Raw genomic sequence first — 20,219 nt, forward strand, 5'->3', positions numbered from 1 at the left:
TTTCCGTCGGTGTGCGGCCAGCGGTCGGGCTGTGGAGGGCTGGCAGGGGAAGCCTAGCCACCGCCACCGACCGCCCCCGGGAGGCTCGCGGCTCCCCGGGCGACGGACTCCACGGACGAGCGGGGCACCAGCCCCGGTGGCCCCTCGAGCCCCCGTCCGGAGCCGCCGGCCAATCCGTATCTGGGGGGCGTGGCGAATCACTGACTCGTAACGATGTTGGTCCGGAGGTGTCTCACTGACCGAGCCTCACCATCGGGAAGGTTTCGACGTGATTCACTGTTGGAACGTCCACGAGGCGCGAGAGGTCCACCCGATGGACCGGTCGGGCGTCGTAGGTACATGGCAGGGTTTCCCTCCGGGGGACCCCCGAGGGAGGAAAGAGGCGAAATAGATGACGACAGCACTGGCACCCGAACTGACTGCTGCTGACCGCTGCGACCGATGTGGGGCTCAGGCCTACATCCGCGCCCGCCTCGTTTCCGGCGGAGAGTTGCTCTTCTGCGCGCACCACGGACGGGAGCACCTCCCGGCGCTGAAGGACAAGGCTCTCGACATCCGCGACGAGACGGAACGGCTCACCGAGGTTCCGGGGTCCGGCCCCGTGGACGAACGCTGAGCCCAGAGGCGATCTCCGACCCGGCCCCTCCTGACCCCATCCCGATCCGCACGCCGCCGACGGCTGCCCCGTGATCACTGCGACGAACGTCCTCGTTCTGCTCGCGATGCTCGTGGGTACCGTCGGCATCGTCGTCCCGGTGCTCCCGGGGCTGCTGCTGGTCTGGGGTGCGACGCTCGTCTGGGCGTTGGAGCGTCAGGACGGGCCGGGTTGGCTCGTCTTCGGCATCTCGACCCTGGTGTATGTCATGGGCCTCGTCGCGAAGTACCTCGTCCCGGGGCGACGGATGAAGACCGCGGGCGTGGACGGAGTCTTCGTCGCGGTGGCGCTGGCCGTCGCCGTGGTGGGCTTCTTCGTCGTGCCCGTCGTGGGCGGGCCCCTCGGGTTCGTCCTGACGATCTACGTCCTCGAGCGGATCAAGCACCGTTCCCACGCACCGGCCTGGCACGCGACGACCCAGGCCCTGCGGGCGGTGGCCCTCAACATCGGCATCGAGCTCGTCACGGCGTTCGCGATGATCGCGACGTGGGCCGTCGGCGTCTACGCGACGCGCCCCTGAGCTTCGGCGCTCGACCTCACGGCGGGCTGCCTCACCACCTCGACACGCGCGAAGGACCCCGACGGCTTCCGGCGGGGTCCTGTCTGCGTTCGTGCGCGGGTGCCGTCAGGGGTGCGTCACCACTGGTCGCGGCGGCGCTTCTCCCACCGCTCCTCGAGACGCTCCATGAAGCTGGCCTGCTTGGCGGAGGCGGCCTTGGCCTTGCCGGCCCGGGGCTTGGTGGTGCCGTCGCCGGCGACGGCTGCGAGCTTCGTCTTCGACGGGGTGATCGCGTAGACGATGCCCGCGACCATGATGGCGAAGCCGACCGCACCGAGCCAGATGCTGCTGCTCATCGCCGAGAAGACGACGAGGGCCAGACCGACGACCGCGGCCACCACACCGGCGACGAGGCGTCCACGGCCGAGGCCGCGCGACTTCGTCTTCTCGATGCGCGACGCGAATCGAGGGTCTTCGGCGTAGAGGGCTTCCTCCATCTGCTGGAGGAGGGCTTCCTCGTGTTCCGAGAGCGCCACCGGGCACCTCCCTGGTGCGAGATCGACTGTGCCCGAATCGTATGTCGGAAACGGCCGACGCGGACTTCTTTCCCTCAGGATAGGTCGCGCCGACCGCGTTGGGAACCCGAGGGTCGGTCAGGCATGAGTGAGGCTGGACGCACCGACCCGGCACCGAATCTGGCGCTCGCCCGGTCGACCGCGCGGTCGGCCTCGCGCCACCCGTGCTCGGGCTCGTCGAGGGTGGCCTGGATGGGGGCGACAGCCGACGGGACGAGCCCCTCGAGGCGGACCCCGACGAGCCGGATGCGGGCACGTTGGAGGCCGAGGCGGTCGTAGAGCTCGCGGGCTGTCGCGAAGATGTCGCGGGACACGTCGGTGTGGTGGCGCAGCGTCTTGGCACGGGTGATCGTCGTGAAGTCGGCGAAGCGGACCTTGATCGAGACGGTGCGCCCCGTCATGCCCGCGGACCGGGCCCGGGCCGCGGTGCGGTCGGCGAGGCGCAGCAGCTCGCGGTGGATGCGGACGGGGTCGTCGATGTCGTGGGCGAAGGTCTCGTCGGCGCCGATCGACTTCTCGCGTCGCTCCGGCACGACGGACCGGGGGTCACGCCCCCACGCGAGGTCGTGCAGGCTCCTGCCGGCGACGTCGCCGAGGGCGCGCTGGAGGGTCTCGACGGGCGTGTGCGCGAGGTCGGCCACGGTGCGCAGGCCGAGGCGGTGCAGGTGCTCCTCGGTCTTGTCGCCGACGCCCCAGATCGCGCCGACCGGCAGCTGGTGCAGGAACGAGACGACCTCCTCGCGCGGCACGACGATGAGCCCGTCGGGCTTGGCGAGGTTGGAGGCGAGCTTGGCGACGAACTTCGTCGAGGCGACGCCCACCGAGCACGTGATGCCCTGCTCGTCGGCGATCGTGTCGCGCAGCTGCTCAGCGATCTGGGTCGGACGGCCCAGGCGGCGCACGGCCCCGGAGACGTCGAGGAAGGCCTCGTCGAGCGAGAGTGGCTCGACGCTGTCGGTGATCGTCGCGAACGTCGCCATGACGGCCTCGGAGATGGCGGCGTAGCGGCGGTGGTCGGGCTCGATGATGACCGCCTGCGGGCACAGCCGCTGGGCCCGGGCCATCGGCATCGCCGAGGTGACCCCGAAGGCCCGCGCCTCGTAGGTGGCCGAGAGCACCACGGACCGCCCGCTCGCGCCGCCGATGATGACGGGTCTGCCCCGCAGCTCGGGGCGCGAGATGAGCGAGGCGGACGCGTAGAAGGCGTCCATGTCGACGTGCAGGACGGTGCAACCGGTGTCGTCGGGTGGCTCGGAGCCGGCCCGGGTCGGCGCGGTGAACTGGCGGCGACTCATCGTCGGCCCGCCCGACGGGTCGACGCGCTCACGAGGGCGCGGTCAGTCGCGGCGCGCGACGACGTGGAGGGCATTGCCGAGGGTCCGGAGGAACTCGCGCCCCGGACCGGTGACGAGCAGCTCGTCGAGCTCGGCCAGGGCGACGCGGTCGGCCTCGGAGTCGATGAGCGAGGCCGGGACGAGGTGGCCGAGGATGTTGGTGCCGCGCACCCGCACGTCGGTGAAGCCGGCGTCGGCGAGGAGCGTCTCGAGCTGCTCGACGTCGAAGCGGCGCGGCAGTGGGTCGGTGCTCCCCCAGCGACCGGAGGGGTCGACGAGAGCGGCGCGGGCCTGGCCGAACTCACCGGCGATGGCCTTGGCGAAGACGACGGACAGCCGGCCGGAGACGAGCAGGGACAGGACGCCGCCCTCGCCCAGCGCCTGCGCGACGGCGTGGAGCGTCGCCGCGGGGTCGTCGACGAACTCGAGCGTGCCGTGGCAGCAGGCGAGGTCGACGTGGCGCCCGGCCAGGACGGAGCCGAGGGAGTCGCCGTCGCCCTGGACCGCCGTGATGCGGTCGACGATGCCGGCCTCGCGGGCCCGGCGACCGAGCGAGGCGAGGGCGTCGGGGCTCGGGTCGACGACGGTGACGTGGTGACCGGCCTCGGCGAGCGGGACGGCGACGCCACCGGTGCCCCCACCGAGGTCGAGCACCTCGAGCGGCCGGCCGAGGCGCTGCGAGCACTCGTCTGCGAGGTGGCCCACGGCCGAGACGACGGCCGACGGCCGGACCCCTCCACGTCGCTGGGGGCGCTGCTCGTCGGGCACGGGATCCTCCGTCTGGGAACGTGGTACGCGTGGTGCCGCGTGTGGTTCGTGTGCGTCATCACCCTAGTGCCCCGAGCTTCCCGGACTCGCGTGCCACAGCTTGCGTGGCGGGCCGCCCACCGTCTCGGTGGGCACGAGCCCGCTCGTGCCACGCGGGCCCCGGACGTCGTCGCCCGCCGGCTTGATGTCGGCGTAGGGCGACTGCTTGAACCCGGAGGCGTGGACGAGCACCCGCCGACCGTCCGGACCCTCACCGACGCCGGACCGGGCCCCGTCGGGTCCGGCGAGCGCGGTGGCGCGCTCCCACGCCGACCGGTCGGCTGCCTCGAGCGCGTCGCGGACGGCGGTGATGCCCCCGGAGGTCCACGCGTCCTGCAGGGCGGAGAGCTCCCACGCACCGGTGGCCCGGATGGAGACGCCGCGGGGACCGGTGCGCCGCACGACCCCCCGGCAGAGCAGCAGCCACGAGTGGAAGACGGTGGCGGCATACGGGCCCTGGACGTCCTCGAAGAAGGTGAGGTCGGCCGGACCGGTGGCGTCGTCGAGCGTGAGGAAGACGACGCGGCGTCCGGTGCGGATCGGCGGGGTCTGGGTCGCGACCTTGACCCCCGCGACGAGGACCTCGCGGCCGCTGCGACCGGAGAGCAGGTCGCGCGCCCGGGTCACGCCGAGCGCGTCGAGCAGCGGGCCGTAGAAGTCGACGACGTGACCGCTCGCGTCGAGGCCGAGCACCTCGAGCTCGGCCCGGACCTGCTCGGGCCCGGTCATCTCCGGCAGTCCGCTCGTCGCGGAGAGCCGGGGCGTGTCACCGAGGTCGAGCGTCAGCTGGGTCGCGATCTGCTCGGGCGCCCCGGCAGAGCCCTGCGACTGGGCGGCGGCGAGGGCCCGGATGTCCCCCGTGGCGGAGACGGACGTGACGCGACCCCGCGAGGAGCCCGGTCCCCACGACCGGCTCGCGGCCGAGACCCGATGGGAGCGGCGCGACGACCGCTGCGAGGAGGACCAGCGGTCGAGCTCGGCGACGTGGAGCAGCAGGTCGCGTCGGGTGACCCGACCACGACGGCCGAGACCGCCCCGAGCCCGGCCCACGAGCCCGGACCCGCTCTCGTCGAGACGGGACGGGCCACCGAGGTCGATGTCGTGCAACGCGTCGAATCCCCCTGCGAGCACGAGCTTCTCGGCGATGGGGCGTGACACGTGGGCGCGCTGCCAGAAGTCGGAGAGGCTGGAGTAGGGCTGTCCGGCGACGATCTGCGCGACCTCGGCCTCGCTGATGCCGTGGACGTCGGCGAGCGAGAGCCGGATGGCCTCGCCCCCGTCGTCGGTGCGTTCGAAGCGGTAGGCGCCGGTCGAGACGTTGACGTCGAGCCCGAGGATCGCGATGCCGAAGGTGCGGGCGTCGTCGAGGATGAGGCGCTTGGGGTACATCCCGGGGTCGTGGGTGAGCACCCCGGCGAGGAAGGCTGCCGGGTGGTGCGTCTTGAGCCACGCCGACTGGTAGGTGGGCAGCGCGAAGGCCGCGGCGTGCGCCTTGCAGAAACCGAACGAGGCGAACGCCTTGAGGACCTCCCAGATCTTGTCGGCGACCTCCGGCGCGTAGCCGCGGTCGCGGGCCGCGGGTCGCCACCACGCCTCGATCCGTTTCTGCCCGTCGGGTGTGCCGAGCGTGCGGCGCACCTCGTCGGCCTGGGCGAGGGTCACCCCGGTGGTCTCGGCGACGATCATGAGCACCTGCTCGTGGAAGACGACGACGCCCTCGGTCTCCTCGAGCGCCGGGACGAGCGACGGGTGGAGGTAGGACGGGTCCTTCCATCCCTGCCTCGCGTTGAGGAACGGGATGATCATGTCGCTCTTGACCGGGCCGGGCCGGAAGAGCGAGATGTCGATGATGAGGTCGTCGAAGGTGCGCGGCCCGAACTTGCCGATGAGCTCGCGTTGTCCGGGGCTCTCGATCTGGAAGCAGCCGAGGGTCTTCGTCGAGCGGACGAGCTCGAAGGTCGGCTCGTCGTCGAAGGGCACCTGCGACTCGTCGTCGAGGTCGACGTGGTCGCCGTCGACGCGCTCGACCTCCTCGATCGCGTGCGCCATCGCAGACTGCATCCGGATGCCGAGGACGTCGAGCTTGAGCAGTCCCATCTCCTCGACGTCGTCCTTGTCGAACTGGCTCATCGGGAAGCCGAGCCAGCTCGCCTCGACGGGAGTGCGGTCGAGCAGGACGGAGTCGGACAGCACGACCCCGCACGGGTGCAGCGCGATGTGTCGGGGCAGGCCGTCGAGGCGTTCGACGATGTCGAACATCAGCTGCAGGCGCGGCACGTCGAGGCCGCTCGCGCGGAGCTCGGGCAGCTCGGCCAGGGCGTTGCGGACGTTGCGGGCGGCGATGTGCGGGAAGGCCTTGGCCATGGCGTCGACCTCGGGCGGCGGCAGTCCGAGCGCAGCCCCGGCGTCGCGGATCGCATGGCGCACCCGGTAGGTGTCCATCATCGAGACGCACGTGACCCGGTCGCCCCCGAAGTGGTCGAGGATGCGCTCGTAGATCTCGGTGCGTCGGGCCGACTCGACGTCGATGTCGATGTCGGGCAGCTCGGCCCGCAACGGCGAGCAGAAGCGCTCCATGAGCAGCCCGTGCCGCATCGGGTCGACGCCGGAGATGCCGAGGAGGTAGTTGACGAGCGACCCGGCCCCGGAACCGCGGGCGGCGACCCGCACGCCCATCTCGCGGATGAGGTCGCAGACCTGGGCGACGGTGAGGAAGTACGTCGCATAGCCGAGCGTCTCGATGACACCGAGCTCGTCCTCGAGCCGGTCGCTGACGGCGACGAGCTCGCTCTCGGTGCGGCCGGGGTAGCGGGTCGGGATGGACTCGCGGCACCGGCGCGCGAGGACGCGGTGCGGGTTGGTGCCGGGCCGGATGCCGAGGACGCCCGGCTCGGGCAGGTGGACCGAGCCGATGCCGAGGTCGGCCCGTGGGTCCTGGACGCATTCGGCGGCGAGCGCCGTCGTGCGGGCGAGCAGCTCGCGGGCCTGCTCGCGGGCCAGCGACCCGCCGCCGACGAGCCCCGGGCCGGAGACCTGGACGACGTCGAGGGCGAGCGCGTGCATGAGGGGCGTCGGCGAGAGGTGCCCGGCCGTCGTGACGCGGTCGAGGTGGCGCGCGTCGAGCGCGACGAGCCGCCGGGCGGCGTCGAGGACGTCGACGATGGCGGCGTCCTGCGGGTCGGCGTGACGCACCGCGGCCGTGATGACGCTCGGCACGCCGACCTCGCGGGCGAGCGCGAGCATGCGTCCGGCCTGGCCGAGGCTGCCGGGCAGGTGCTCGGGCCCGCCGTGGCACACGACCTCGACGACGACGGCGCCCCGCGGCAGCAGCGCGACCCAGCGCTCGAGCGCCGCCCGGGCGTGGTCGCGCCGCTTGGCGAGCACCGCGCGACCGACGTCGGAGTCGGGCCCGAGGAGCACGACGAGCGGGGACGTCCTACCGTCCACCACCGACGGGGTATGCCGTCCGCCTCGTCGATCGGGTCCTCCCCGGCCCTCGGGCCCGCCCGGCCGGTCGTCCTCCGCTGCGGACGGGACGGGCGGGGTGGGCAACAGGCGCGCGTGCTCTGCGACGAGGGCCGCGGTCGTGACCGGGTTGCCGCGCTCGCCGCGCAGGTGGGTCGCGGTGACGAGACGACAGAGCGCCGCCCACCCAGCACCCGGGGCGAGGCCGGTGCTGCTGCCCCGGGCCAGCACCGTGACACGCGGGAGCCGCGGATCGACGAGGGCGCCGCCACGGACCGGGGTGCGCACGGGACGGCTGCGCTGGCGCTCGGGGTGCTCGGGGCCGAGGGCGAGGTCGACGCCGAGGACCGGCGCGACGTCGTGCTCCATGCAGGAACGGACGAACTTCACGGCGCCGTAGAGCCCATCGCGGTCGGTCAGGGCGAGCGCCGGCTGCCCGAACGCCGCGGCGCGCTCGACGAGCTGGTGCGGCTTGGCCGTCCCGTAGCGCATGGAGTAGCCGGACGCGACGTGCAGGTGCACGAAGCTCTCGGTGTTGCCGGCCGCGCTGCTCGTGCGGCCGCTGGTGATGATGGTGGTGGTGGTGGTGGTCATGCCCGTCGTCACGCCCCGCTCGCCCGGCTCCTCGAGACCGGGGTGATCGACTGCGGCAGCGGGATCGTCGCGGGGACGCCGAGGAGGTCCTGGACGATCTCGAGGAACATCTCGGCCTGGCGCAGCAGGTCGTCGGACTCGCGGGCGCTGATGTGACCGCCGCGGTCGATGACCGACCGGTGCGCCGAGCAGGCAGCGAAGAAGGCGGCCCACTCCCCCAGCTCCGGGGCGACCCCGGGCAGCACCTGCCACACGCTGCGCGGTCGCGAACGTGGCGACGGCACGGTGCGGGCGGCGACGAGGGCCGCAGCGGCGCGCAGCGCCCCGAGGTGGGCGTCGCGGTAGCGCTCGGACGCGTCGCTCGTGCGGCACGCGGTCTCGAGGGTGGCCCGGCCCCGCTCGAGCAGGTCGAGCACGGCGACCGAGATGGGTGGGCGACGCAGGTCGTGTGCGGTGGTCATGGTGGTTCCTCTCCTCTCTCGTCTCATGGGCTCAGTCGGCCACCCGGACGAGCGACCAGTGGTCGCCGCGCGGGGACTCGTCGTGGGCGAGGTCGTAGACCCCGGGCGTGAACGACCATCCCGGGCTCGCCTCGACGCGCCAGACGTGCTGCTCGCTCGCCGCGGCGACGAGCGTCTCGCCGGGACGGACCTGCGCCTCGTCGGCCTCGAGCGCGTCGTGCCACCAGGCCCGCCGCTCGCGCCACTGGGCGAGGACGCCACGCACGACGTAGAGGCGCCCGCGCCAGATGAACGCCTCGGGTGGCGCCTCGACGGATCCGGCCTCGGAACCCGAGGGTCCCGAGGGTCCCGACGACCCGAAGTCCACTGAGGATCCCGAGTCTCGTGAGGATCCCGTGGAACCCGTGGACCCGGGCGGACGGATCGACCTTCCGGCCGGACCGCCGGACCGGCCCACGACGGACTGCTCCTGCTGCTCCTGCTGCTCCCGCTCGCGCACTCTCACCTGCACGGCGTCACTGAACCTGCGCACCACGACACGTCTCCCTCGGACACGTCGAGGCCGGACATCACGACCCAGACCACCCGCGCCCCACACGAGCGGTCCGACACCAACCGACGACTGAACTGACAACTGACTGACAACTGACTGGCTCGGACACGGGCTCGGACCCCACCTACCGGGCACCTCACCCGGAAAGACGACGTTCGAACACCTGTTCGATACTCGAAGCCTAACCCCTGGCGCCGACAGCCTGTCAAGACGGTCCGCGGGTCACGTCCACGCGATCAGGAGCCGACACGGCTGACTCTCCCCATGCGTCCGTTCCGTCCCGCTCCGGACCGATCTGAGTACCGGTGCTCAGGCCCCTGCGGCGCGCCTGGCGACAGAGTGATGGCGCGGGTTCGGTCCGCGAACGGAGGGGCACAGGGGTCCCGTCCGCTCACGGATCGGACCCGTTCCGCTACCCCCTCTCACCACGTGCAGCGCGCCCCGTTGCGCCACCCCCGGGAATACGGGAGCGTCAGGAACGTTGGACCTGGGCTCGGCCGACCGGTCGGGCCACAGCCGCACCGGCGCACCGCGACCGGCGCACGACCGAAGGGGTGTCGTGGGCGCCGAGCTCATCCCCATGGCCTTCACCACCGGGTGGGGCAGCGGCATCAACGCGTACGCCGTCGTGCTCGTCCTCGGGCTGGCCGACAAGATCTTCAACCTGAGCCAGATCCCGAACGCCCTGGCTCGCACCGACGTGCTCATCGGGGCAGGCGTCCTCTTCGTCGTCGAGATGCTCGCCGACAAGATCCCCTACGTCGACTCCGCCTGGGACTCCGTGCACACCGTCGTCAGACCGGCGGTCGGGGCGACGATCGGCTACCTCATCGGCCACGACACGGCGACCCTCGACGCCGCCGTCGGCGCGGCGACCGGTGGTGTCACGGCCCTCATCTCGCACGGGATCAAGGCCGGCCTGCGCGCCGCCGTCAACACCTCCCCCGAACCAGCGAGCAACGTCCTCGTCAGCACCACCGAGGACGTGACCGTCACCGGCGTCACCGCCCTCGCCATCGCGCACCCGTGGTGGGCCGCGGCCATCGCCCTGCTCTTCCTCGTGCTCGGCGCGTTTTTCGTCTACAAGCTGGCCGGACGCATCCGCCGCTACAAGCGCCGCTACGACGCATGGGGCGAACGCGTCGGCATCGCCGTGCCCTCCGAGCGCCGGGAGCACCGGGAGCACCGGGAGCACCGGGGGCGTCGCGGGACCGCTGCTCCACCGCCGACGTCGGCCCGGACCGACGAGCGTCTCGAGCGACCCTTCGACCAGGAGACCTGACCGGCCGTCCCGGTGGCGCCCGACCCCGGACCTGGGCCACACAGGTTCGCAGACCGCTCACAGCACCTCCCCGCCCTGACGAGGGCGTGGAGGCAGGTCATCCTCGTGCCGCCGCAGTGGCTCCGCACCCCAGTCGGCTCGCCCCCTCGGACTCCGAGGCTCCCCGCCGGTCAGAGGTTGCCGAAGACCTCGAGCGTCGCCGACGACCGGTTCATCGTGATGAAGTGGATGCCGGGGGCACCCTCGTCGAGCAGGCGGCGCGACGACTCCGTGGCGATCGCCATGCCCTCGGCGCGGACCCCTGCGGCGTCGTCGCCGTGCCGCTCGAGCCGGTCCGTGACCGCCGTTGGCATCGGCTGCCCCGCGAGCTGAGCCATGCGCACCACCTGACGAGCGTTGGTGATCGGCATGATGGCCGGGACGACGGGCAGCCGCGACCCGCGCCGGGCGAGCTCGTCGCGCAGCCGGAGGTAGTGGTCGACGTCGAAGACCATCTGGGTGATCGCGAACTCGGCGCCGGCGCGCTCCTTGCGGATCAGCGTCTCAGCGTCCTCGCTGATGTCGCCCGACTCGGGGTGGCCGTCGGGGAAGGCCGCGACCCCGACGGTGAAGTCGCCGAGCCCGCGGACCAGCGCGACGAGCTCGTCGGCGTGGTCGAGGCCCTCGGGGTGCGCGACCCACGTCTGGCCGAGGCCGCCCTGGGGGTCACCGCGCAGGGCCAGGATGTTGCGGACCCCCGCGGCGGCATACGACCCCACGATGCCGCGCAGCTCGGCGACGGAGTGCCCGACGCACGTCAGGTGCGCCATCGGCGTCAGCGAGGTCGCCTCGAGGACGCGCTGGGTGAGTCGGACGGTGCGGTCGCGGGTGCCGCCGCCGGCGCCGTAGGTGATGGAGACGAAGCTCGGTGACACCTTCTCGAGGCGTCGGATGGCGTCCCAGAGCTGCGCCTCGGACGCGTCGTCCTTGGGCGGGAAGAACTCGAAGCTGTACGTCGGGGTCTCGGCCTCGATCATCGCCGGGATGGACCGCGTGAACCGCTCCGCCCGCGCCATCGAGGATGCCGTGCCGTGTGCCATGCCGCACACCATAAGCCGCGCGCGGGCGCGGTGTCCGGGCTGTTCACGGGCGCACCCGCGCGCCGCGTAGGCTGACCTCGATTCCCGCGACTCGATGGAGGACCCCGTGCAGACCCCCACCGACCTCGATGTGCTGCGCCGTCGGGTGCAGCAGGCGATCGACGGGCAGATCGCCGGGGCCACGCAGTCGCTGGCCGCGATCGGAGAGGAGACTGCCCCGCTCGTCTCGGCCGTGTCCGGCCTGCTGACCGGCGGCAAGGGTCTGCGCGCCGGCTTCCTCTACTGGGGCTACCGCGCCGCGGGCGGCGCCGACTCCGACGCGCTCGTGCGCCTGGCCGCGAGCATGGAGTTCTTCCAGGGCGCCGCCCTGCTCCACGACGACGTCATGGACCGCAGCGACACGAGACGGGGTATGCCGTCCGCGCACCGGGCCCTCGCCTCGCTGCACCAGGCGCGTGGCTGGGCGGGTGACGCCGACCGCTTCGGCGAGGGCACCGCGATCCTCGCCGGCGACCTGTGCCTGACCTGGTGCGACGAGCTCTACGCGACGTGCGGCCTGCCCGCCGAGGAGCTGGCCCGCGGCCGGCAGCTCTTCGACTCCATGCGCACGCAGCTCATGGGCGGCCAGTTCCTCGACCTGCTCGAGTCAGCCCGCGGCTGGGACGGCCTCGACCTCGACGCCCGGATCGCCTCGGCGCGCAAGGTGATCCGCTTCAAGAGCGCCAAGTACACCATCGAGCACCCGCTGCTCATCGGGGCGCTCGTCGGCGGCGCGCCGGACGGGTCGCTGGCTCCCCTGTCGGACTACGGCCTCGCCCTCGGGGAGGCGTTCCAGCTGCGTGACGACCTGCTCGGCGTCTTCGGAGACCCCGAGGCCACCGGCAAGCCCGCAGGGGACGACCTGCGCGAGGGCAAGCGCACCGTCCTCGTGGCCCACGCCCTCGACGCGGCGTCCGACGCCGACCGCGACACGGTCGAGAGCCTCCTGGGGCGCGACGACCTCGAGCTCGCGGGCGTCGAGGCGATCCGCAGGGTGCTGCTCGACACCGGGGCGGTCGACCGGGTCGAGAGCCTCATCGCCGCCCTGGCCGACGAGGCCTGCCGAGCCGTCGACCGGGCCCGGGCGACGGGCTCCTACGACACGTCGGCGCTCGACGTCCTCGAGGCGCTCGTCGCGGTCTCGACGGCCCGCAGGTCCTGACGGCCTGCAGATCCTGACGACCCCGCGGTCCTGACGACCCGGCCGGACGGCATACGCCCTCGGCCGTCAGGCCGCGGCAGGACGCGTCAGAAGGCGAGCTCCTGCGCTCGACGCCGGATCTCGGTCTTGTGACCGGCCAGCATGGCGTCGATGGGAGCACCCTCGACGGGCAGCGTCTCGTCGGGGGTGTGCAGCCACTCGATGATCTCGTCGTCGTTCATGCCACCGTCGGCCAGCACGGTGAAGGTGCCGCGCAGCTCGGGCCGCGGGCCGGTCTCGTCGAAGAACTTCGCTGGGATCGCGACGACGCGCCGCGCACCGATGCGGGCCGCGAGGACCTCACGGTCGGCGATCAGCTGCCGCACCTGCGACAGCTGCAGACCGAGCCGCTCGGCGGCGTCGGGAACGGTCAGCCACTCCCCGACGAGCGACTCGAGGTCATGGGTGGTGGGCACGTCGGGCTGCGGTTCAGGGGTCTCGCTCACAGGACGAGAGTCTGCCACCGTCCCGACCCGTCCGCGCACACCCGCCGACCGCGATGGGCTGGAGCAGATCGGACGAATTACACGGGTGTATTTATACTTTAGTGCTCAATTATGCGCTATCGTCACAGGCGCCACTCCGCTCACAAGCGTCACAAAGCACCTGCGCAGCACCAGAGCACCCTCCAGCACCTCACCGACCCCTTCCGAACGCCCCTCCACGCTTCTCGAACTCAGCCCGGGCTCCAGGAAAGGACTCCACCCCATGCCCTTCGCCGACGTCGCCGCGCTCGCGCTGCCCGCACACGCCGCCGTGGCCCCCGTGGCCGCCACCCCGTGGCAGACCGTCACGGTTCGCCCGGGTGACACGATCTGGCACCTCGCCCTCGCCAACCACACGACCGTCCAGGCGATCGTCGAGAAGAACCGGCTCACCGCACGCGGATCGGTGATCCGCCCGGGGCAGAAGCTGCTCGTGCCCGGTCGTCCCTCGGCGACCCCGGCCCGGTCCGCTGCGGCGACGGCGGCACCCGTCCGCCCCGCGAGCACGACCGCGACCGTCATCCACGTGGTGCGCTCGGGCGAGACGATGAGCGGGATCGCCCAGCGTTACGGGGTCTCACTGACCAAGCTCCTCGCCGCGAACCGGCTCCCCAACGCAGGCCTCATCTTCGTCGGGCAGCGGATCAGCGTGCCAGGTGCGAAGGCACCGGCCACGCCGTCGGCGCCCACGCCCGCCACGCCGACGCCCGCGAAGCCGACGACGGGACCGACCACCCCGAGCGGTGCCGGCACGATCTACGTCGTCAAGGCCGGCGACAGCATGAGCGTCATCGCCCAGCGCTTCGGCGTCTCGCTGACCAAGCTGCTCGCCGCCAACAAGCTGGCCGACGCGAGTCGGATCTACGTGGGCCAGAAGATCGTCATCCCCGGCACCGTCTCAGCCCCCACGCCGACGACGCCGGCCCCCGCCCCGGCGCCTGCGCCGGGCTACCAGTACCCCAGCAAGACCGCGCAGGCCGTCGCCGAGAGCAAGGCGAAGCTCGCGGCCATGGACGTGCCCAGCCGCACCGACACTGCTGCGATGATCCGCGCGACCGCGACCCGCCAGGGCGTCGACCCGAAGCTCGCGCTCGCCATCGGCTACCTCGAGTCCGGGTGGTACCAGCGCGCTGTCTCCTACACCGACGCCGTGGGCGTCATGCAGCTCATGCCGGTGGCCCAGACGTGGGCCTCGCAGCTCGCGGGCCGGACGCTCGACCGCTACGACACGCAGGACAACATCACCGGCGGCGTCCTCATCATCCGCGCCCTGCAGGCCAGCGCCGACTCGCGCGAGCAGGCCATCGCCGGCTACTACCAGGGCCTCTACTCGGTCCGCACCAAGGGCATGTACGAGGACACGAAGCGCTACGTGGCCAACGTCATGGCCGTCTACGACCGCCTCTGACGGGGTGCCGCTCCGCGTCCCGGGAGCCCGACGGGGAGGTCGTCGGACGGCCCCCGGCGGGGAGCGCAGGCGGAGGTCTCGCGGTGCGCCTGACCCGCGCGCCCGTCAGGGCGGGGAGCGCGCCTGCACCGCGAGAGACCACGACGCGGCTGGCCTGCACCGGATGCGCGGACCCAGCCCGTAAACTGCGGGGCGTGACGTCCAGCGTGGCGGACGCCCTCGTCGGTCGGGTGATCGACGGCCGGTACCGCATCCTCTCCCACCTCGCAGACGGAGGCATGGCCTCTGTCTACGTGGCGCTGGACGGGCGGCTCGACCGGGAGGTGGCGCTCAAGATCATGCGCCCCGGACTCGCCACCGACGACGTCTTCGTCGAGCGCTTCCGCGCCGAGGCCCGGTCCGCGGCCCGGCTCAGCCACCCCAACGTCGTGGCCGTCTTCGACCAGGGCGAGGACGCCGGGGAGGTCTTCCTCGCGATGGAGCTCGTCGAGGGCAAGACGTTGCGCGACGTCATCCACGAGGAGGCACCCCTCACGGCCCGCGAGGCGCTCGCCATCCTCGAGCCCATCCTCTTGGCGCTGAGAGCGGCCCACGTGGCCGGCATGATCCACCGCGACGTCAAGCCCGAGAACGTCATCGTGCGGCGGGACGGCGAGGTCAAGGTCGCCGACTTCGGCCTCGCGCGCGCGATCACCAACCAGGCCGCGACGAGCCAGACGGGCGTCCTGCTCGGCACGGTCTCCTACCTCTCCCCCGAGCAGGTCGAGCGCGGAGTCGCCGACACCCGCAGCGACGTGTATGCCGCGGGCCTGCTCCTCTTCGAGATGCTCACCGGGCGCAAGGCCGTCACCGGCGGCACCCCGATCCAGATCGCGTACAACCACGTCCACGGATCGATCGTCACGCCGAGCTCCGTCGTCCCCGGCGTCCCCGGCGCGCTCGACGAGCTCGTCGCCCGTGCGACAGCCGTCGAGCCCGAGGACCGCTTCGAGTCGGCCGCCGCGTTCGTCGCCGCCCTGCGGGCGGTGCGTCGCGGTCTCTCGTCCGACGAGCTCGAACGGCGCGGGATCGCGCTCGCGACCGACCCTGCGGCCACCTCGGCGCTGTCGCCCGTGTCGTCGACGACGCACCTGCCCGCACCGGCTCGACCGGAGCGGTCCGACCTGCCCAGCTCCCCCGAGCGACACCGCACCCGACCCAACGAGGTCGGACGTGCGGCCCTGGCCGGGATGCCCGTCCACGACGACGGCCCCGCCCTCGAGCACACCGCAGCCATGCCGATCGACCGGCGGGCCGGCCGCCGACGGCGGTGGCCCCTGTGGGTCGCGGCCCTCCTCGTCGTCGGCGGTGTGGGGTTCGGCGGCTGGTGGTTCACGGCCGGCCCGGCAGGCTCGACCGTCGTGCCGGCCGTCGTCGGTCAGCCGGTCGCGCAGGCCGAGGGCGCGATCGAACAGGCCGCCCTGACGGCCGAGACCGTCGAGGAGTTCTCCGAGGCGAAGGCCAAGGGCGTCGTGCTCCGTGTCGAGCCCGGCGCGGGCAGCGAGCTCGGCAAGGAGTCGACCGTCCGTCTCGTCGTCTCCAAGGGCAAGGAGCGGTATGCCGTGCCGAAGCTCGTCGGGGTCAGGCTCGGCGACGTCGGGGCGACCCTGTCACCCCTGACGCTCCGTCTCGGCGACCGCTCCGAGAAGTGGAGCGAGACGGTGGCCAAGGGCCTCGTCATCTCCCAGGACCCCGCTGCCGGCGCGTCGGTCAGGCGCAGCACCTCCGTGTCCGTCGTCGTCTCCAGGGGCCGCGAGCCGATCGAGGTGCCCACGGTCACCGGCGCACCGTTCGACGCGGCTTCGGCAGCCATCACGAAGGCCGGGCTCACGGTGTCTCGGGGCGAGGACGTCAACAGCGACGCCGTGCCCGCCGGTCAGGTCGTCTCCCAGTCACCCGACAAGGGCACGCTGCACCGGGGCGACCCCGTCACGGTCGTCGTGTCGAAGGGCCCGGTGCTGGTGCCGGTGCCCAACGTCGTCGACCAGCAGGACACCGCCGCCGAGAAGACGCTGACCGACCTCGGCTTCACGGTCGACAAGCAGTACCCCTTCGGCGCGCTCTTCGAGAAGAAGGTCCGGGCTCAGGACCCTGCGGCGGGCACGCCTGTGCCCAAGGGCACGACGATCCACCTGACGATCGTCTGAGGCGTCTGTGACTCCTGCGGCGCGTACGCGCCTGGCAACGCTGCTCCTCGTCGCGCTCACAGCCGTGTGGGGCTCGACGTTCTTCCTCATCCGCGATCTCGTCGAGACCGTCCCGCCCGTCGACTTCCTCGCGGTGCGTTTCAGCCTGTCGGCCGTCATCATGCTCCTGGTGTTCTGGCGGCCGGTGCGGGCCCTGAGCCGCCGTCAGGTCCTCGTCGGTGTCGGTCTCGGCGCGCTCTACGGACTGGCCCAGATCTTCCAGACGCAGGGTCTCGCGACAACACCGGCCTCCGTGTCGGGCTTCATCACCGGCACCTACGTCGTGCTCACCCCGGTCTTCACCGCCGTCCTGCTGCGCGAGCGCGTGGCCGGATCCACCTGGGCTGCAGTCGGGCTCGCGACCGTGGGCCTCGCCCTGCTGTCGCTCAACGGCTTCTCCGTCGGGGTCGGCGAGGCCCTCACCCTGCTCGCCGCCGCCCTCTACGCCCTGCACATCGTCGGCCTCGGCCGCTACAGCGCCTCCGAGATCGCGACCGGTCTGTCCGTCGTGCAGATGGTCGTCATCGCCGTGCTCTGCGTCGGCGGCGCGCTGCCCGGTGGCGTCATCCTGCCGAGCGGACCGGGCCAGTGGGCGTCCGTGCTCTACATGGTCGTCTTCGCCAGCATCCTGGCCCTGTGGGTCCAGACGTGGGCGCAGGCTCACATGCCCGCCACGCGGGCGGCCATCGTCATGACGCTCGAGCCGGTCTTCGCGGCGTTCTTCGCCGTGACCCTGGGTGACGAGTCAGCCACCCTGCGGATGGTCGTCGGCGGCGCGCTCGTGCTCACCGCGATGTTTGCCGTCGAGCTCCTCGCGCGGCGACGCCCGGGTGAGCTGCCCGCCGAGGCCCTCCACCACGAGGTCTGACCCCGGGCACGGTCCCAACGAGCCGCCACGTGCGCCAAGGCGGAGTTGGCGCACCGGAACACGGTCCCAACGAGCCGCCACGTGCGCCAAGGCGGAGTTGGCGGGTCGTTGGCGCGGGGTGGTCGGGGTCAGGCTGCCGCGGGCGCCGAGCGCAGCAGGCCGGTGAGGACGTCGATCGCGACGTCCGTGCCGGCGTCGTCGACATCGAGGTGCCACACGAGGCGCACGGCGCCGGGCCCGACGGCATACGTCCTCACGCCGGCGGCGAGGGCTGCGTCGACGAAGGCGGCGGAGGTCCACCCGACCGCGGCCACGTCGACGATGACGATGTTGGTCTCGACCGTGGCCAGGTCGACGGCGCTGGGTGCCGCCTCCGCCATCGCCTCGGCGGCGCGTCGCGCCCGGGCGTGGTCGTCAGCGAGGCGCTCGACGTTGTGGTCGAGGGCGAAAAGCCCTGCGGCGGCGAGGATGCCGGCCTGTCTCATGCCGCCCCCGAAGCGCTTGCGCCAGATGCGCGACTCGGCCATGGCGTCAGCCGAGCCCGCGAGCACGCTGCCGACCGGGGCGCCGAGACCCTTGCTCAGACAGATCGAGACGGTGTCGAACTCACGGCCGTAGTCACCGACCGGTACGGCGGAGGCGACGTGCGCGTTGAAGAGCCTCGCCCCGTCGAGGTGCATGGCGACCCCGCGCCCGCGCGTCACCTCGCGCGCGCGGCGGATCTCGTCGAGCGACTGCACGGTGCCGCCCCCGAAGTTGTGGGTGTTCTCGACGATCACGAGCGACGTGCAGACCTGGTACGGCCCGACGCCGGTGATCATGAGGGACGCGGCGTCGTCGGCGCGGAAGCGGCCGCGCTCGGAGACCCAGGTCCGCGACGAGATGCCGGAGAGCACCGCGGCGGCACCGAGCTCGGCCCGCACGACGTGGGCGAGCGAGTCGCCGATGAGCTCCTCGCCCGGCTTGACGTGCAGCCGCACGCCGAGCTGGTTGGCCATCGAGCCAGAGGGCGTGAAGAGCGCGCCCTCGTGTCCGAGCATCCCCGCCACGCGCTCCTCGAGGGCGCGCAGCGTCGGGTCCTCACCGAAGACGTCGTCGCCGACCTCCGCGCGCGCCATGGCATCGCGCATGCCCTCGGAGGGCTGGGTCAGGGTGTCGCTGAGCAGGTCTGCCCGGAAGGGACTCGTCGCTGCCACCGCTCAGGCCTGGCCGAGCATCTCGGCGACGAGGAACGCGAGCTCCAGCGACTGCTGGTGGTTCAGGCGCGGGTCGCACACGGACTCGTAGCGCTTCTCGAGATCGGAGTCGATGATCTTCTCCGCGCCGCCGAGGCACTCGGTGACGTCGTTGCCGGTGAGCTCGACGTGGATGCCGCCGGGGATCGTGCCGAGGGACCGGTGCACCTCGAAGAAGCCGCGCACCTCCTCGACGATGTCCTCGAAGTCACGCGTCTTGTAGCCGGACGGGCTCTCGAACGTGTTGCCGTGCATCGGGTCGCAGATCCACGTCACGGTCGCGCCGGACGCCGTCACCTTGTCGACGAGTGCCGGCAGGGCGTCGCGGATCGTGCCCGCGCCCATGCGGGTGATGAAGGTCAGTCGGCCCGGGGTGCGGTTCGGGTCGACCGTGTCGATGAGGCGCAGCACCTCGTCGATGTCGGCCTTGGGCCCGAGCTTGACGCCGATGGGGTTGCTGATGCGCGCGACGAAGTCGACGTGGGCGCCGTCGAGCTGCCGGGTGCGCTCGCCGACCCAGACGAAGTGGCCGGACGTGTCGTAGAGGCGCCCGGAGCGGGAGTCGATGCGCGTCAGCGGGCGCTCGTAGTCGAGCAGGAGCGCCTCGTGGGCGGCGTAGAACTCGACGGTGCGCATGGCGTCGAAGTCGGCACCACAGGCCCACATGAAGCGCATCGCCTTGTCGATGTCCTTGGCGATCTTCTCGTAGCGCTGGTTGGCCGAGTTGGCGACGAAGCCACGGTTCCAGTCGTGGACGTGCCGCAGGTCGGCGAATCCTCCGGTCGTGAAGGCGCGCACGAGGTTGAGGGTCGCCGAGCTCGCGTGGTACGCCCGGACGAGGCGCTGCGGGTCGGGGATGCGGGCGGTCTCGTGGAACGCGAAGTCGTTGACCATGTCGCCGCGGAAGGCGGGCAGGGTCACGCCCTCGCGGGTCTCGACGGTCGAGCTGCGCGGCTTGGCGTACTGCCCTGCCATGCGCCCGATCTTGATGACGGGCACCGACGCGCCGTAGGTCAGGACCGCGGCCATCTGGAGGATCGTCTTGATGCGGTCGCGGATGTTGTCGGCGGTCGCCGAGGCGAAGGTCTCGGCGCAGTCGCCGCCCTGGAGCACGAAGGCCTCGCCGACGGCGGCCTTGGCCATCCGGTCGGTGAGGATGTCGCACTCGCCCGCGAAGACGAGCGGAGGATACGACGCGAGGGTCTCGATGACCTCGGCCAGGGCGGCCGTGTCAGGCCAGGCAGGCTGCTGCTGGGCCTCGAGCTCGGTGGCCGCGGCCGTGAGGGCGGCGAGGGCCTCGGACCCGTCAACGGGGTCGAGACCGGCATCGGCGGTGGCGGTCCTCGTGTTCACTCCGCCAGCGTAGACGTCGCACAGGGGTGCCCCCGCGCGGGTCCGCATCCCGAAACCTGCGAGTGCCCCTGCTCGCGCCGCCGCTGACGTGTGCCGGGCAG

The 20,219-nt window shown here is 72.3% G+C and carries 17 protein-coding genes; 7 read left to right on the plus strand and 10 right to left on the minus strand.

Going from position 1 to position 20,219, the window contains the following annotated elements; translation table 11 throughout:
- The first annotated feature begins 391 nt into the window (after positions 1–391).
- On the plus strand, positions 392–616 hold the full coding sequence (locus NR112_RS00655) for a hypothetical protein (protein ID WP_256792061.1): 225 nt from the start codon (positions 392–394) through the stop codon (positions 614–616).
- A gap of 70 nt (positions 617–686) precedes the next feature.
- A complete protein-coding gene (locus tag NR112_RS00660) occupies positions 687–1,175 on the plus strand; it encodes a DUF456 domain-containing protein (protein WP_256792062.1) in 489 nt (162 codons plus the stop codon).
- A 116-nt stretch (positions 1,176–1,291) separates the two neighbouring features.
- Here the strand turns inward: NR112_RS00660 and NR112_RS00665 are convergent, their stop codons facing one another.
- The 6 genes from NR112_RS00665 to NR112_RS22820 form a co-directional block, all read right to left on the minus strand.
- Positions 1,292–1,690: a DUF3040 domain-containing protein gene (locus NR112_RS00665; RefSeq protein ID WP_256792063.1), complete on the minus strand. Its 399-nt coding sequence runs from the start codon at positions 1,688–1,690 to the stop codon at positions 1,292–1,294.
- Positions 1,691–1,764: 74 nt separating this feature from the next.
- Positions 1,765–3,024 carry a DNA polymerase IV gene (gene dinB, locus NR112_RS00670; RefSeq protein WP_256792064.1) on the minus strand — a complete coding sequence of 420 codons (1,260 nt, stop codon included), beginning with the start codon at positions 3,022–3,024 and terminating at the stop codon, positions 1,765–1,767.
- Positions 3,025–3,066: 42 nt separating this feature from the next.
- The gene (locus NR112_RS00675; protein ID WP_256792065.1) at positions 3,067–3,831 is read right to left on the minus strand and encodes a methyltransferase domain-containing protein; all 765 of its coding nucleotides are present in this window, start codon (positions 3,829–3,831) and stop codon (positions 3,067–3,069) included.
- 63 nt (positions 3,832–3,894) lie between these two features.
- Complete coding sequence (locus NR112_RS00680) at positions 3,895–7,929, minus strand: DNA polymerase III subunit alpha (protein ID WP_256792066.1); 4,035 nt, start codon at positions 7,927–7,929, stop codon at positions 3,895–3,897.
- 8 nt (positions 7,930–7,937) lie between these two features.
- Positions 7,938–8,390 (minus strand): SAV_6107 family HEPN domain-containing protein, encoded by a 453-nt coding sequence (locus NR112_RS00685; RefSeq protein ID WP_020145490.1) that lies wholly within the window; start codon positions 8,388–8,390, stop codon positions 7,938–7,940.
- A gap of 31 nt (positions 8,391–8,421) precedes the next feature.
- Positions 8,422–8,757, minus strand: a complete 336-nt coding sequence (locus NR112_RS22820; protein ID WP_256792067.1) for a DUF6504 family protein — start codon at positions 8,755–8,757, stop codon at positions 8,422–8,424.
- A 745-nt stretch (positions 8,758–9,502) separates the two neighbouring features.
- On the opposite strand from NR112_RS22820, the gene NR112_RS00695 reads away from it, so the two are divergent.
- Positions 9,503–10,225, plus strand: a complete 723-nt coding sequence (locus tag NR112_RS00695; RefSeq protein ID WP_256792068.1) for a DUF4126 domain-containing protein — start codon at positions 9,503–9,505, stop codon at positions 10,223–10,225.
- 170 nt (positions 10,226–10,395) lie between these two features.
- On the opposite strand, the gene NR112_RS00700 is transcribed toward NR112_RS00695, so the two are convergent.
- Positions 10,396–11,304: a methylenetetrahydrofolate reductase gene (locus tag NR112_RS00700; RefSeq protein ID WP_256792069.1), complete on the minus strand. Its 909-nt coding sequence runs from the start codon at positions 11,302–11,304 to the stop codon at positions 10,396–10,398.
- Positions 11,305–11,398: 94 nt separating this feature from the next.
- Here NR112_RS00700 and NR112_RS00705 point away from each other — a divergent pair, with 94 nt between their 5' ends.
- Positions 11,399–12,505, plus strand: coding sequence for a polyprenyl synthetase family protein (locus tag NR112_RS00705; RefSeq protein ID WP_256792070.1), 1,107 nt, complete (start codon positions 11,399–11,401; stop codon positions 12,503–12,505).
- Between the two features lie 86 nt (positions 12,506–12,591).
- Here the strand turns inward: NR112_RS00705 and NR112_RS00710 are convergent, their stop codons facing one another.
- Positions 12,592–12,990, minus strand: a complete 399-nt coding sequence (locus NR112_RS00710; protein ID WP_256792071.1) for an Rv2175c family DNA-binding protein — start codon at positions 12,988–12,990, stop codon at positions 12,592–12,594.
- A gap of 262 nt (positions 12,991–13,252) precedes the next feature.
- On the opposite strand from NR112_RS00710, the gene NR112_RS00715 reads away from it, so the two are divergent.
- The 3 genes from NR112_RS00715 to NR112_RS00725 all read left to right on the plus strand — a co-directional run bounded on the left by NR112_RS00715 (position 13,253) and on the right by NR112_RS00725 (position 17,530).
- The gene (locus tag NR112_RS00715; RefSeq protein ID WP_256792072.1) at positions 13,253–14,437 is read left to right on the plus strand and encodes a LysM peptidoglycan-binding domain-containing protein; all 1,185 of its coding nucleotides are present in this window, start codon (positions 13,253–13,255) and stop codon (positions 14,435–14,437) included.
- A 194-nt stretch (positions 14,438–14,631) separates the two neighbouring features.
- Positions 14,632–16,623: a Stk1 family PASTA domain-containing Ser/Thr kinase gene (gene pknB, locus NR112_RS00720; RefSeq protein WP_256792073.1), complete on the plus strand. Its 1,992-nt coding sequence runs from the start codon at positions 14,632–14,634 to the stop codon at positions 16,621–16,623.
- A gap of 7 nt (positions 16,624–16,630) precedes the next feature.
- A complete protein-coding gene (locus NR112_RS00725; RefSeq protein ID WP_256792074.1) occupies positions 16,631–17,530 on the plus strand; it encodes a DMT family transporter in 900 nt (299 codons plus the stop codon).
- Positions 17,531–17,658: 128 nt separating this feature from the next.
- Here the strand turns inward: NR112_RS00725 and NR112_RS00730 are convergent, their stop codons facing one another.
- Both NR112_RS00730 and NR112_RS00735 read right to left on the minus strand, forming a co-directional pair.
- Positions 17,659–18,726 carry a GntG family PLP-dependent aldolase gene (locus NR112_RS00730; RefSeq protein ID WP_256792075.1) on the minus strand — a complete coding sequence of 356 codons (1,068 nt, stop codon included), beginning with the start codon at positions 18,724–18,726 and terminating at the stop codon, positions 17,659–17,661.
- 3 nt (positions 18,727–18,729) lie between these two features.
- Positions 18,730–20,166, minus strand: a complete 1,437-nt coding sequence (locus NR112_RS00735) for a class II 3-deoxy-7-phosphoheptulonate synthase (protein WP_256792076.1) — start codon at positions 20,164–20,166, stop codon at positions 18,730–18,732.
- Positions 20,167–20,219: the final 53 nt, after the last annotated feature.

This window comes from Terrabacter sp. Ter38 (assembly GCF_024519435.1).
In the GTDB taxonomy this organism is placed as follows: Bacteria; Actinomycetota; Actinomycetes; order Actinomycetales; family Dermatophilaceae; genus Terrabacter.